Annotated in this window: 11 protein-coding genes and 2 tRNA genes; 6 read left to right on the top strand and 7 right to left on the bottom strand. The window is 66.1% G+C overall.

The window, feature by feature from the left end; genetic code table 11:
- From M2421_RS04050 to M2421_RS04025, 6 genes are all read right to left on the bottom strand, one after another.
- Positions 1–609: a hypothetical protein gene (locus M2421_RS04050; protein ID WP_259203428.1), complete on the bottom strand. Its 609-nt coding sequence runs from the start codon at positions 607–609 to the stop codon at positions 1–3.
- 1,090 nt (positions 610–1,699) lie between these two features.
- Positions 1,700–1,776, bottom strand: a tRNA-Pro gene (locus M2421_RS04045).
- A gap of 139 nt (positions 1,777–1,915) precedes the next feature.
- A tRNA-Pro gene (locus tag M2421_RS04040) sits at positions 1,916–1,992 on the bottom strand.
- 56 nt (positions 1,993–2,048) lie between these two features.
- Entirely contained in the window at positions 2,049–2,162 is a 114-nt protein-coding gene (gene cydX / locus M2421_RS04035; RefSeq protein WP_259203427.1) for a cytochrome bd-I oxidase subunit CydX, read from the bottom strand.
- Positions 2,163–2,216: 54 nt separating this feature from the next.
- On the bottom strand, positions 2,217–3,371 hold the full coding sequence (gene cydB / locus M2421_RS04030; RefSeq protein WP_259203426.1) for a cytochrome d ubiquinol oxidase subunit II: 1,155 nt from the start codon (positions 3,369–3,371) through the stop codon (positions 2,217–2,219).
- A 15-nt stretch (positions 3,372–3,386) separates the two neighbouring features.
- A complete protein-coding gene (locus tag M2421_RS04025) occupies positions 3,387–4,970 on the bottom strand; it encodes a cytochrome ubiquinol oxidase subunit I (protein ID WP_259203425.1) in 1,584 nt (527 codons plus the stop codon).
- Between the two features lie 228 nt (positions 4,971–5,198).
- Here M2421_RS04025 and cydD point away from each other — a divergent pair, with 228 nt between their 5' ends.
- The 4 genes from cydD to M2421_RS04005 all read left to right on the top strand — a co-directional run bounded on the left by cydD (position 5,199) and on the right by M2421_RS04005 (position 10,293).
- Complete coding sequence (gene cydD, locus M2421_RS04020; protein ID WP_259203424.1) at positions 5,199–6,929, top strand: thiol reductant ABC exporter subunit CydD; 1,731 nt, start codon at positions 5,199–5,201, stop codon at positions 6,927–6,929.
- Entirely contained in the window at positions 6,926–8,611 is a 1,686-nt protein-coding gene (gene cydC, locus M2421_RS04015; RefSeq protein ID WP_259203422.1) for a thiol reductant ABC exporter subunit CydC, read from the top strand. Before cydD ends, cydC begins: the two co-directional genes overlap by 4 nt.
- A 17-nt stretch (positions 8,612–8,628) precedes the next feature.
- On the top strand, positions 8,629–8,868 hold the full coding sequence (locus tag M2421_RS04010) for a hypothetical protein (RefSeq protein ID WP_259203420.1): 240 nt from the start codon (positions 8,629–8,631) through the stop codon (positions 8,866–8,868).
- 93 nt (positions 8,869–8,961) lie between these two features.
- Positions 8,962–10,293, top strand: a complete 1,332-nt coding sequence (locus M2421_RS04005) for a S41 family peptidase (RefSeq protein WP_259203418.1) — start codon at positions 8,962–8,964, stop codon at positions 10,291–10,293.
- Between the two features lie 86 nt (positions 10,294–10,379).
- Here M2421_RS04005 and M2421_RS04000 read toward each other — a convergent pair whose 3' ends face one another.
- Positions 10,380–10,784: a hypothetical protein gene (locus tag M2421_RS04000; RefSeq protein ID WP_259203416.1), complete on the bottom strand. Its 405-nt coding sequence runs from the start codon at positions 10,782–10,784 to the stop codon at positions 10,380–10,382.
- A 272-nt stretch (positions 10,785–11,056) separates the two neighbouring features.
- Here M2421_RS04000 and M2421_RS03995 point away from each other — a divergent pair, with 272 nt between their 5' ends.
- Positions 11,057–11,326 carry a hypothetical protein gene (locus tag M2421_RS03995; protein ID WP_259203414.1) on the top strand — a complete coding sequence of 90 codons (270 nt, stop codon included), beginning with the start codon at positions 11,057–11,059 and terminating at the stop codon, positions 11,324–11,326.
- Positions 11,327–11,473: 147 nt separating this feature from the next.
- The gene (locus M2421_RS03990; RefSeq protein ID WP_259203551.1) at positions 11,474–12,154 is read left to right on the top strand and encodes a hypothetical protein; all 681 of its coding nucleotides are present in this window, start codon (positions 11,474–11,476) and stop codon (positions 12,152–12,154) included.
- The last annotated feature ends 34 nt before the right edge of the window (positions 12,155–12,188 follow it).

Below are 12,188 nucleotides of genomic sequence, written 5' to 3'. Positions count from 1 at the left end.
TCAAGATCCTTTGCCCACGCTGATTGACTCTACGCACCCATGGCGGAGATCGGTTTCCGGTGCGTCGGCTTCACGGCGCTGGCGGATCACTACGCCAACATCCCCTCGGGAATAGAGGTAGGTTGGGATTCGAAAATGCCTCCGGTCCTCTTGCTGAATGATCTCGCCTGTCTCGGGATTGATCATGGGGTGCGGCATGGGGGATTCATACTCTGCCGAACCCTCCACTTCCGAAAACCCGACGTCTTCAAGTGCCTTTACATAAGCGTCGAAATCAAGGCGACACACGGGCGTCATTCCGGCCCCGTCATCCCTGTCATTGCTGAATTCCAGTGTTGCGTTTGTGTAACGTGCGTGCTTTGGATCTATTCGATAGCTAAAGCTGTACCGCCAACTGGAATCGGGAATCTGCGCCGACATAAAACCTCCGAGCTTCGGGTCGGAGTTTCCAATCGGTAGTCGCATGTTCTCAAGTATCCGGCTCTCCGACAGGTCATCGAATGACTTGAGGCTGTCGACCATGCGCAGAAAGCGGCGTCCAACTTCTTCGGGTGAGAATTCCGGATGCATGGAAACAAAGTCGGGCGTCAATGTAGAAGAGGCGCTCATTGAGGCAGGTTCCTTGGACATGGATGTGGGCGTCGCGGAAGGCGTGTGAGAGCAGGAAGCCATCGCGATACAGAGCATTACAAGCGTTTGAGTGCGGAGTATCCCGGGGGCGGGGGCGCGGCTGATGCTTGCCCGCGCTTCTCTAATCACCATGTTCACTCCTATGTGAGCCGGTCTGTTGTTTAGCCGCGAGGGCGGAACCGCTTGGAACGCATGCCTTGTGCAACGACGCCCTTCCGTTTCTACCTGCGGCTTTGTATTCGCGGTGTAATGCGGCGAGTACGAACAGGTGCGATAGACGGCGAACCTGTCCGGCATTTCCTCCATTGCTGTCGGTGTTGTATTCGACAGGGATCATTTTCCTCCGCCGACACTGATCGATTCACCACGGGGGGAGTGGCATTTTGTTTTCGTTGGGCCGGCTTGTCGGTGACGGTCTATGGCTGATTTCTGCAGCCGAATTGCCAGGTGGCCGCCACGTGTTTGCGGCGTAGCCACCATCTGGACTTGCATGAACTTGTCGATAAGAGCTGGGGCACGTCATCTATTCCCCAAATCACCCAGTAGGGCAAGAGACAGGCGCCCGATCTCTTGTCGTCTAGGTTCGTGTCGTTCGACGAGGGCGTATGGCATGGGTAGATCTGCCGCGCTCGTCAAGGCAACTTCCTGGGGCAACCAGGTTGGCATCGCCAATGGCAAACGCGCGCATGCGGTTACTGCCCAGTCGAGGCTGACCAGCAGTGCGTGACGCGGCAGGTGAGTGATAGTGGTCTTGCCGACCCCGAGCGACGCACCTCCAAGGGCCATCCCGGTTCCTGATTCTCTCTGTTGCTCAGTCTATCCAAATCCCGCACTTCCAGCCTTCCTGGCTTTGTAGGGGAAATCCGGGAACTGCTGTCAGAATTCCAAGAGACTTGCGCGTCGAGTCATGAAGGCGGGGAAGGCAGGCGCTCCACTCGAGAAGGCGCGACGGGAAGGGAGTCGGGTGGGGTCGGCCCGCTCTCGCCCTCAAACGGAAAAAGGCCCGAAAGTCTTCAACATCAAGAACTTTCGAGCCTTTCAACGTGAATCTAACACTGACCACCAAAAGTGGTCGGGGAGACAGGATTCGAACCTGCGACCTCTACGTCCCGAACGTAGCGCTCTACCAGACTGAGCTACACCCCGTAAGGAGCCGCCTATTGTAGCCATCCCCGCATTCGGCGGCAAGGGGGATGTTTCATTCACCTTCGGTGCCGTGTCACCACGGCCTTAGACACAAAAGCCTGGAAATCGTGTTTCCAGGCTTCGATGCGACCACCAGAAGTGGTCGGGGAGACAGGATTCGAACCTGCGACCTCTACGTCCCGAACGTAGCGCTCTACCAGACTGAGCTACACCCCGAAGGAGCCGCCAAGAATACGGTGTGAAGGCCGTATCGGCAACCTTTTTTTACAGTTTCAACGCTGCTCGTCGTCCAGCCGGCTGGTTTCGCGGGCTTCGAACCACATGCCGTTGAGGATGGCCACGACCGAGGCCAGGCCGGCGCCGAGGATCCAGGCGAAGTACCACATGGTCAATCTCCTATGTGCGGGGGTGGGGGCCGGCCGCTGGCCGGCGCCAGGGGATCAATACGCGTTGGGGTTGTCGCCCATTTCCTCGGCGGTCGTCTTGCCCTTCAACACGCGGTACACCCAGGTGGTGTAGGCCAGGATGATGGGCAGGAAGATGGCCGTGGCGATCAGCATGATCCACAGCGTGAGGTGGCTGGACGAGCTGTCCCAGACGGTCAGGCTGGAGGTGGGCTGGCTGGAGGAGGGCAGCAGGAACGGGAAGATCGCAAAGCCGACGGTGAGGATGATGCCGGCGATGGACGTGCCCGAGGCGATGAACGCCAGGCCGCCACGGCGGGCACGCAGCAGCACCGCACTGGCCAGCGCACCGAACAGGCCAAGCACCGGGAACACCAGGGTGGCGGGCATGCTGCTGTAGTTGCGCAGCCAGCCACCGGCCACGGTGCCGATTTCGGCGGTCTTCAGCAGCGGGTTGGTCGGGCCGTCGGTGACCACCTGCGAGGTGATCTGGTAGCCGGGCAGGCCGAAGGCCACCCACGCGCCGGCCGCGGCGAACAACACGAAGCTGACCAGCGCCGCGACACTGCCGTAACGGGCCGCCCGCTCGGCCACCGGGCCGTCGGTCTTGATCACCAGCATCGCCGCGCCATGCGAGACCAGCATGGCGACGCTGACCAGGCCGGCCACCAACGCGAACGGGGTAAGCAGGCCGAAGAACGAGCCGGTGTAGAAGATGCGCATGCTGTCATCGAAGTGGAACGGCACGCCCAGCAGCACGTTGCCCACGGCCACGCCGGCGATCAGGCCCGGCAGCAGGCCACCCACGAACAGCACGCGGTCCCAGTTGTCGCGCCAGCGCTTGGACGGCATCTTACTGCGGTACTTGAAGCCGACCGGCCGCAGGATCAGGCCGAACAGCATGGCAAACACCGCCAGGTAGAAGCCGGAGAAGCTGACCGCGTACAGCGGCGGCCAGGCGGCGAAGATCGCGCCACCGCCCAGCACCAGCCATACCTGGTTGCCTTCCCAGACCGGGCCGACGGTGTTGATCACCAGCCGGCGTTCGTCGTCGGTCCTGGCCACGAACGGCAGCAGGGTGCCGACGCCGAGGTCGAAACCGTCCATGACCGCCCAGCCGATCAGCAGGATGCCGAGCAGCAGCCACCAGATCACGCGGAGCGTGGTGTAATCAAGTGCAATGAAGTCCATCTGGATTCTCCTGCCTCAGGCTTGGCCGGGGGCGGCGGCAATGGGGGTAACGGGGCGGATGTCGGCCTGCAGGGTGGGCAGGATGTCGTCGGGGCCCTTGCGGATCGCCTTCAGCATCAGCTTGACCTCGATCACCAGCAGCACCGTGTACAGCGCGGTGAACACCGCCAGCGTGGTCAGGATTTCATGCAGTGCCAGGCCCGATGCGGCATAGAAGGTGGGCAGCACGCCGTCCACCGCCCACGGCTGGCGACCGTACTCGGCCACGAACCAGCCGCACTCGATCGCGATCCACGGTGCCGGCAGCGACCACACGGCCAGCTTCAGGAACCAGCGCTTGTCCTGGAAGCTGTTGCGGCAGGAGAAGTAGAAGGCCACCGCGAAGAATGCGATCAGGTAGAAGCCCAGGCCCGCCATGATGCGGAAGGTCCAGAACAGCGGGGCAACGCGCGGCACGGTATCCATCGCCGCCTTGGAGATTTCTTCCGGCGTGGCGTTGAGGATGTCCTCGCGGTAACGCTTGAGCAGCAGCCCATGGCCAAGATCCTGCCAGTGGCGGTCGAACATCTCACGCGCTTCCAGGTCGTTCTTGTCCTTGCGCACGCGCTCCAGCGCACCGTAGGCGAGCTGGCCGCCGCGGATGCGGTTCTCGGCGCGGCCCACCAGTTCCAGGATGCCGGGGATCGGCTGGTCCAGCGAACGGGTGGCGATCAGCCCCATCAGGTACGGGATCTTGATCGCGTAGTCATTGGCGTGGGTGCTCTGGTTGGGGATGCCGAAGGCGGTGAAGTCGGCCGGGGCACGCTCGGTTTCCCACATCGCCTCGATCGCAGCCAGCTTCATCTTCTGGTGTTCGCTGGCGGCATACCCGCTCTCGTCACCCAGCACCACCACCGACAGCGACGACAGCAGGCCGAACGCAGCAGCCACCGCGAACGAGCGGCGGGCCATGTCCTTGTACTTGTTGCGCAGCAGGTACAGCGCACTGATGGACATCACGAAGATCGCGCCGGTCACGTAGCCGGCACTGACGGTGTGCACGAACTTGGCCTGCGCCACCGGGTTGAACAGCACCGCGGCGAAGTCGACCACTTCCATGCGCATCGTTTCCGGGTTGAACACCGCGCCGGTCGGGTTCTGCATCCAGCCGTTGGCGATCAGGATCCACACCGCCGACAGGTTGGTGCCCAGCGCCATCAACCAGGTCACGGTGAGGTGCTTGACCGCGCTCAGGCGCTTCCAGCCGAAGAAGAACAGGCCGATGAAGGTGGCTTCCAGGAAGAACGCCATCAGCCCTTCGATCGCCAGCGGTGCACCGAAGATGTCGCCGACGTAATGGCTGTAGTACGACCAGTTCATGCCGAACTGGAATTCCATCACCAGGCCGGTGGCCACGCCGATGGCGAAGTTGATGCCGAACAGCGTGCCCCAGAACAGGGTCATCTGCCGCCAGACCTGTTTGCGGGTCATGACGTACACGCTCTCCATGATGGCCACCAGGAAGGACAGGCCAAGCGTGAGCGGGACGAATAGGAAGTGGTACATCGCGGTCAGGGCGAATTGCAGCCGTGACAGTTCTACGACTGTCTGATCAATCATGGCCTGGCTACCTCGTTGGGTTTTGCCGTTTCAGGTGGCGGGAAGGGGTCTACGGAGTGAATTCTGTGACCAGCAACTTCAAACAGCCTTGATTCAGATCAATGTACAAACGGTTCCACGAGGGAATCGTATGCGATCGGCGCAGCCTGCGACCGCTTGCCGCACGGGGGCCATCCCGGCACCCACTACAATCGACCGGAACCTCCCTGTGTCCCTCTGTGAGCTGTCTTGAGCATACCCCCTGACGCGAGCCCTGCCGATACCGCCGCCCTGCGCCGCCAGCGCCTGCACTGGCTGGGCAGCCTGGCGGTCGCCGCGCGCAGCCGCCAGCGCCTGGCCGCGCTGTGCATCTGCCTGTCCGGTGCGCTGTTGATCGGGCAGGCGGCGGCAATCGCCTGGTTGATCCAGGCCGTGCTGGTGCAGCATCGCCCCTTGGCCAGCGCGGTGCCGGTGCTGGTCGCGCTGCTGGCGGTGCTGGTCATCCGCGCGCTGCTGGGCAGTGCCACCCAGGCGGCGGCGGGCGAGGTGGCCGACACCGCGCGGCTGGCGCTGCGCGAGCGGGTCTACCGGCGGCTGCTGGCGCGCGGCCCGCTGTGGCTGCGCCAGCAGCGCACCGGTGAGCTGGGCGAGCTGATGCTCACCCATGCCGATGCAGTCGAGAATTATTACGCCGGCTACCAGCCGGTCCGCATCGAAGTGGTGGTGGTGCCCCTGCTGATCGTGCTGGCCGTGGCCTGGACCGACTGGGTGGTGGCGCTGATCCTGGTGTTCACCGCGCCGCTGGTGCCGTTCTTCATGATGCTGGTCGGCTGGGGCGCCGAAGCGGCCGGGCGTGCCCAGCTGGGTGAGCTGGCGCGGATGAGCGGGCACTTCGCCGACCGCATCAAGGGCCTGGGCCTGCTGCGCCTGTATGGCCGGGGCGAGGCCGAGCTGGATGGCGTGGCCGCCGCCGCCGAAGGCGTGCGCGAGCGCACTATGAAAGTGCTGCGGATCGCATTCCTCTCCTCCACGGTGCTGGAGTTTTTCGCCTCGATCAGCGTGGCGATGGTCGCGCTGTACTTCGGGTTGAGCTACCTCGGGCTGATGTCGCTGCATGCGCAGGTGCCCACGCTGGGCGTGGGGATGTTCTGCCTGCTGCTGGCCCCGGAGTTCTACGCGCCGCTGCGGCGCCTGGCCGCGCACTACCACGATCGTGCCAACGCGCTGGCCGCTGCGGCCGAGGTTGAGCGCCTGCTTGGCGAACTGCCCGCCGCCGAGGCCGCCGTCGACGCACCAGCGGCGGTGCCGCGCGCACCGGAGCTGCTGGAACAGCACGCGCCGCCGGTGCAGGTGCGCGACCTGGTGCTGCGCCCCGTGGGAGCGCGGCACGATGCGATCCAGGGGCTGTCTTTCCAGATCGAGCCCGGCCAGCGCCTGGCGCTGGTCGGCCCCAGTGGCAGCGGCAAGAGCACGCTGCTGGAGGCGCTGGCCGGCTGGCTGCCGCCGCAGTCGGGCAGCATCGTGCTGCGCCCGGGCATGGACGTGGGGTATGCGGGCCAGCGCCCGTATCTGTTCCACGGCAGCATCGCCGACAACCTGCGCCTGGCCGACCCGGGGGCCACCGATGCGCACCTGCGTGCGGTGGCCGAGGCCGCGCAGGTGATGCGCTTTGCCGAGGCGCTGCCCGACGGGCTGGACACGGTGATTGGTGAGCGCGGCGTCGGCCTGTCCGGCGGCGAAGCACGGCGGATCGGACTGGCGCGGTTGCTGCTGCGCGACCCGCAGCTGCTGCTGCTCGACGAGCCCACCGCGTTCCTCGACCCGGACACCGAGGCCGACCTGCTGCGCACCCTGGCCGCCTTCGCACGCGGCCGTGCAGTGGTCATCGCCACCCACAGCGAGGTCGCGATGCGCTGGGCCGATACCCGCCTCACCCTCACCGCCGGCGGCACGGCACTGGCCACGGAGGCCTCGCCATGAGCACCCCGCGCATCCACACCCCGCGCACCGATTCCCTGCGCGGCGTCTTCGCCCGCCATCGCGGCCGCCTGCTGCTGACCGTGCTGCTGCTGTGGATCACCATGCTGGCCGGCACCGCGCTGCTCGGCCTGTCCGGCGGCTTCCTCACCGCGGCGGCGCTGGCCGGCGCGGCCGGGCTCGGCAGTGGGTTCAACTTCTTCTCGCCATCGGCGGGCATCCGCGGCCTGACCATGGCGCGGATCGCCTCGCGCTATTTCGAGAAGCTGGTCGGCCACGATGTCACCCTGCGCATCGCACGCGACCTGCGCGTGTGGTTCTTCCGTCGCGCGCTGCCGCTGGCACCGGCGCGGCTGGCCGGCGTGCGCACCGGGGAGCTGCTGGCACGGCTGATGTCGGACATCGGCGAAGTGGATGGCCTGCTGGTCCGTGCGATCGGCCCGCTGCTGGCGTTGGGCGGCATTTCGCTGGTGGCGGTGGTCTCGACCGCGCTGATCCATCCGCCGGCCGCGCTGCTGCTGTCGGTGTTGGCGCTGCTGATCGGCATCGGCGTGCCGTGGCTGACCGTGCGCGGCGCGGGTGGCGAGGAGCGCGACCGCGCATGGCATCGCGCGCAGCTGCGCGCGCAGGCGTTCGAAGGGTTGGAAGGTGCAGCCGACCTCACCGCGCTGCAGGCGCGCGAGCACTGGAACCAGCGCGTGCTGGTGGCCGCCAAACAGTTGAGATCGCGCGACCGTCGCCGTCGCTGGCGGCTGATCGGCGGCAATGCACTGCATGGCCTGTGCGCGGCGGCCGGGTTGCTGGCGATGGTGTGGGTGGCGTTGCTTGGCTTCCAGCGCGGCGCCATCGATGCGGCCATGGCGGCCGCGCTGGTGTTCCTCACCGTGGCGTTGCTGGAGCTGTGGGCGGGCATCGGCCTGGCCTGGCAGTCGTGGCTGTCCGGCCGGGTGGCGGCGGTGCGGCTGGAGCAGATCGTCGAGCAGGCCCCCGGCGTGGCCGAGCCACGCGATCCGGTACCGCTGCCTGTGGAGGCGGCCTTGCTCAGCGTCGAACACGTCACCTTCCAGTGGCCGGGGCAGGCACGCCGGGTCCTGGATGAGGTGCAGCTGCAGCTGCGCCCGGGCGAGCGCATCGCCATCCGCGGCGACAGTGGCAGCGGCAAGACCACGCTGTCCTCGCTGCTGTTGCGGCTGTGGGACCCGGCCTCGGGCTACGTCCGCTACGGCGGCGTCGACATCCGCCAGTTCAGCCAGGCCGAGTGGCATCGCCAGATCGCCTGGCTGCCGCAGAATGCGCCGGTGTTTGCCGGCAGCATCGCCGACAACCTGCGCCTGGGCGACCCGCAGGCCAGCGACGCGCAGCTGTGGCAGGTGCTAACCGACGTGCGCCTGCAGGCTTGGGCCGACCAGCTGGGGGGACTGCACGCCTGGGTCGGCGAGAACGGCGCGACCATGTCCGCCGGCCAGGCCCGGCGGTTGGCGCTGGCGCGCGCGCTGCTGCGTGGCTCGCCGATCCTGCTGCTGGACGAGCCCACCGACGGCCTGGACGTGGATACCGCGCATGCATTGCTGCATGACATGGTGGCGGCGCTGGGTGGGCGCAGTCTGTTGATGATCACCCACGACGTATTGCCCGAGGGCATCGTGCATCGCAGCTATCGGCTGCGCGAGGGGCGGCTCGGGTAGGGGAGGGTTGGCCGGCCATGGCCAACTATCCTGGCCCCGAGTTCGACAGCCGCGTCGATCGTGCGCGGCTGCGCGACGCCGCATTCGATCGTTGCGACACGCAGGAGGGCGTGCTGTTCCGAACATCCTCGCCACTGATGTACGCGCTCGATCCCGATGCCGGTTTTTCCGCGCGGCAGTCGCGGTTGAAGCACGCATGCGCAGACGGTACATTCCACGCTGCCTGGCACCGAGTGACATCCTCGGAATCGTCGTGATCCGAAAGACCCGCTCCCCTGCGGATGTCGGGATGTCGACGGCCGTACAGGTGAACCAAGGATGGTTTCTCAACCCGGACAAGGACGTTGCCCATGCCCCGCACCGCGATGTTTCTCCTTCTTGCGCTGCTCAGCAGTGGCGCGTCAGCGGACACCGTCTGGACGGGCACCAGCCCACTCTCGGTCACCCGCGGTGCGGGCGACATCCTGGAAACGCGCGGCGGCGCCATCACCCTGTCGGCCGAATCCACCGGTGATAAGGCATTCGTCGGCGCCATCACCTCGCTGGACGCCGGTCCGTTCCAGGGGCGGGAGGCGCGCCTGGCCGGCAGCGTGCAGGTAACCGATGGCGCCGGCATCGCCACGCTCTGGATCCGTGCGGATGGCCCGACAGGGCGTTTGGCCTTCGCGAGTTCGGGGAACGAGCCGGTGCATCTGGCTGACGGCGCACAAGCGAGGGAACTGCGGCTCTATATCCCTTCGGGAACGACCCATCTCAAGCTGGGGGCCACCCTGAACAGCCCCGGGCGTGTCGCAGTCGAGCATCTCACGCTGACGGCGCAGGATGCGCCGTCGGGCGGCGTATCGGCCTATGACGTGGTCGCGTATGCCCTTGCCACGATTCGCGCCAACGCCTTGAACGCCGACAAGGTTGACTGGCCGACCGTGCAGCAGGCGCAGCTGACGCCGGAGCTGAAACAACGTCCCGCCCAGGAGGCGTACGGCAGGATACGCAAGGTCCTGGACGCGCTGGCAGATCGCCACAGCTTCCTCCAGTCTCCCAACGAAGCCTTGGCATACCGCCAACGAGCCGTGGCGACGCGGGCCATCGAGGTGAGGCCGATGCAGGACCTCGGCTACGTACTGGTGCCCGGCCTGCGCGGAACCGATGCAGCCGCCGGTGAAGCCTTCGCGACCGGACTATGCGAGCAGATCGCGCGGCTGGCCCCAACGTCCACCAAGGGCTGGATCCTCGATCTTCGCCAGAACACCGGCGGCAACATGTGGCCCATGCTCAGCGGCGTGCACGCGCTGCTGGGCGATGGCGAGGTCGGTGCATTCCGCGATCGCAACGGGGTGGCGACATCGTGGCGCGCCCGCGCGCCCAAGGCGTGCGGAGCCGACCTTGCCCACCATCGTGTGGCAGTGCTGGTGGGGCCGAAGACGGGGAGCTCCGGCGAGGCGGTGGCCGTGTCGTTCAGGGCCCGTCCGGGCACCCGCTTCTTCGGGCAGCCGACCGCGGGTCTTGCCACTGCCAACCGCGGCTATCCGCTCCCGGATGGCGGCGCCCTGCGGCTGACCAGGGCGATGATGCTCGATCGCTCGGGTGTGGCCTACCCACATGGCATACAGCCCGAGCAGCCTGTGCCCAGCGATCAGGACGCCATCGAGGCAGCGGCAGCATGGCTGCGTTCAATGCCTTGATCCAATAACGCGGCACGGTGCGCTCCTGATGGGTCAGGGGAGGGCAGGTGCGTCCACGTCGCCCGCCGTAGCGCGCGCCTGCGCACTCAGAGCTTGCCGGCCGCCGTGTAGCGATGCACGCCCTGTGCGACGAGCAACCGCAGTTCGTCCAGCAGGACCGGGTCATTGACCGTCATGTTGAAGCAGGATTTCCCGTGCATGTGTTTCTTCAGAAGCGGGCTGATATCCACCAGCAGCTCGGGGAAGTCGTAGACGGGCATGAAGTGGAATGCACACCTGCTGCCGGACATCTTTACCGCGGCAAAGAACTGCGCCTTGCCGTTGGCGGCGGCGTGCATGCCGTTGGCGTAGAAGTGCGCGTCGTCGTCGTGCACGACGACAAGATGATCCTTGTACGGCAGCAGCAGATCCCGCAACGCGGCGAACAGACCCGGCGGCGTCGGTCCGCGCGCCGTATCTGACTGGGTGGCTGAAGCGCGTGGGTTTTTCATGGGTGGCCCGGATCAGCGCGCAGGTGGGGATCGAAGAGAGTGACAGACGAGGCAGTCTGGCAGGGTCACCGCCAGCGACCCATCTGGCCGAAATCAGCCGCAATGGACGTTCGCGGCGGGTCGCGCAGCACCCGCGTATTCAGGCTCCGTCACGGCGGATTTCGCGTCCTTCACGCCCCCTCTACTTCCTCCAACTGTAGCTGAAAGCGTTTCCTGACTCGGGCGAAAAGCCGGCTATATTCCGGAGACCCCAGACGAAAGGAGGGTGTGCAATGTCCCTTAACAAGCAGCATTTGACGATGGCTCGTAGTTTCGGTGTGGCGATTGTCGTCGCCGTCGGACTCAGCTCCTGCGCCACCTACAAAGACGAATTTGCAACGATCAACTCACGCCTCGACCAGCTCGATGTGAAGGTGCAGGGCGCCGCCCAGAGCGCCGAGTCCGCCAATCAGTCCGCCCAACAGGCCAACCAGCGTCTGGATCAGATCGAAGGCCGCGTCCAGCAGCTCGAACAGGCCCCGCGACGCAAGCCGCGCGGTTGATCGCTCCTGCCCCACCTGTGAGAAACGCTTGAATCGGGGACCGGTGGCCGCTTCTGGCCACTGGTCCCCGTGAGCCGCACGCGCTTCATTCCGAGGACCCTTCCCATCCGTACGCACTCTTACATTGCACGCCATGCTGCGCTGGCCCTGGCGCTGGCATTGACCAGCGTCGGTGCGGCCAGCGCGGCAGACAACGCCACGCAACCGGTCGCCGCCGTCGATGAGCTTCCGCAGGGCCAGGACGTGTCCGATACCGTGATCGAACTGGCCGGCTGGGTAGTGGCCAGCAAGGACAGCCAGGGCTACCCGTTCGCGGTCATGGACAAGGCCGCTGCACAGATCCTGGTGTTTGGCGGTGATGGCAAGCTTCGCGGCGCAGCACCCGCGCTGTTCGGCTCGGCTACCGGCGACCATTCCGCCCCGGGCGTTGCCGGCCTCGCGCTGCGCGAGATTCCCGGGCGCGATCGCACTACACCGGCCGGTCGTTTCGTCGGCGGCTATGGCCCCTCCATCGATGCCGGCCGCGTGCTGTGGGTGGACTACGATTCCGCCGTGTCCATCCACCCGACGCCGCCCGGCACGCCGGCAGAGAAGCGCGCCGAACGCCTCGCGTCGCCCACGCCGGATGACAACCGCGTCACCCATGGCTGCATCAACGTGTCCTCGGAGTTCTACGAGCGCGTCGTGCGGTCGACGTTCGAACGCGGTGGTGTGTTCTACGTTCTGCCGGACAACGCGTCGATGGCAGAGATCTTCCCGGAGTTCGCGCAGAGCCGCGCGACGGCGCAGCACGAGGATGGAAAGCGGGAGCGCTCCGGACGCCATTGAGAGCTGGTTGGCCGAGCGCGACGCCGCGCTCTCC

The organism is Stenotrophomonas sp. BIGb0135 (assembly GCF_024810105.1).
Taxonomy (GTDB): domain Bacteria; phylum Pseudomonadota; class Gammaproteobacteria; order Xanthomonadales; family Xanthomonadaceae; genus Stenotrophomonas; species Stenotrophomonas maltophilia_AB.
Note: the sequence above shows the minus strand (reverse complement) of the source record. Positions and strands in the feature narration are given on the sequence as shown.

Excerpts from the sequence above, each read along its gene's own strand:
- M2421_RS04025 (WP_259203425.1), bottom strand. The coding sequence starts at position 4,970 with ATGATTGATCAGACAGTCGTAGAACTGTCACGGCTGCAATTCGCCCTG.
- M2421_RS04005 (WP_259203418.1), top strand. The coding sequence starts at position 8,962 with ATGCCCCGCACCGCGATGTTTCTCCTTCTTGCGCTGCTCAGCAGTGGC.
- cydX (WP_259203427.1), bottom strand. The coding sequence starts at position 2,162 with ATGTGGTACTTCGCCTGGATCCTCGGCGCCGGCCTGGCCTCGGTCGTG.
- cydB (WP_259203426.1), bottom strand. The coding sequence starts at position 3,371 with ATGGACTTCATTGCACTTGATTACACCACGCTCCGCGTGATCTGGTGG.
- M2421_RS04050 (WP_259203428.1), bottom strand. The coding sequence starts at position 609 with ATGAGCGCCTCTTCTACATTGACGCCCGACTTTGTTTCCATGCATCCG.
- M2421_RS04010 (WP_259203420.1), top strand. The coding sequence starts at position 8,629 with ATGGCCAACTATCCTGGCCCCGAGTTCGACAGCCGCGTCGATCGTGCG.
- M2421_RS03995 (WP_259203414.1), top strand. The coding sequence starts at position 11,057 with ATGTCCCTTAACAAGCAGCATTTGACGATGGCTCGTAGTTTCGGTGTG.
- M2421_RS04000 (WP_259203416.1), bottom strand. The coding sequence starts at position 10,784 with ATGAAAAACCCACGCGCTTCAGCCACCCAGTCAGATACGGCGCGCGGA.
- cydC (WP_259203422.1), top strand. The coding sequence starts at position 6,926 with ATGAGCACCCCGCGCATCCACACCCCGCGCACCGATTCCCTGCGCGGC.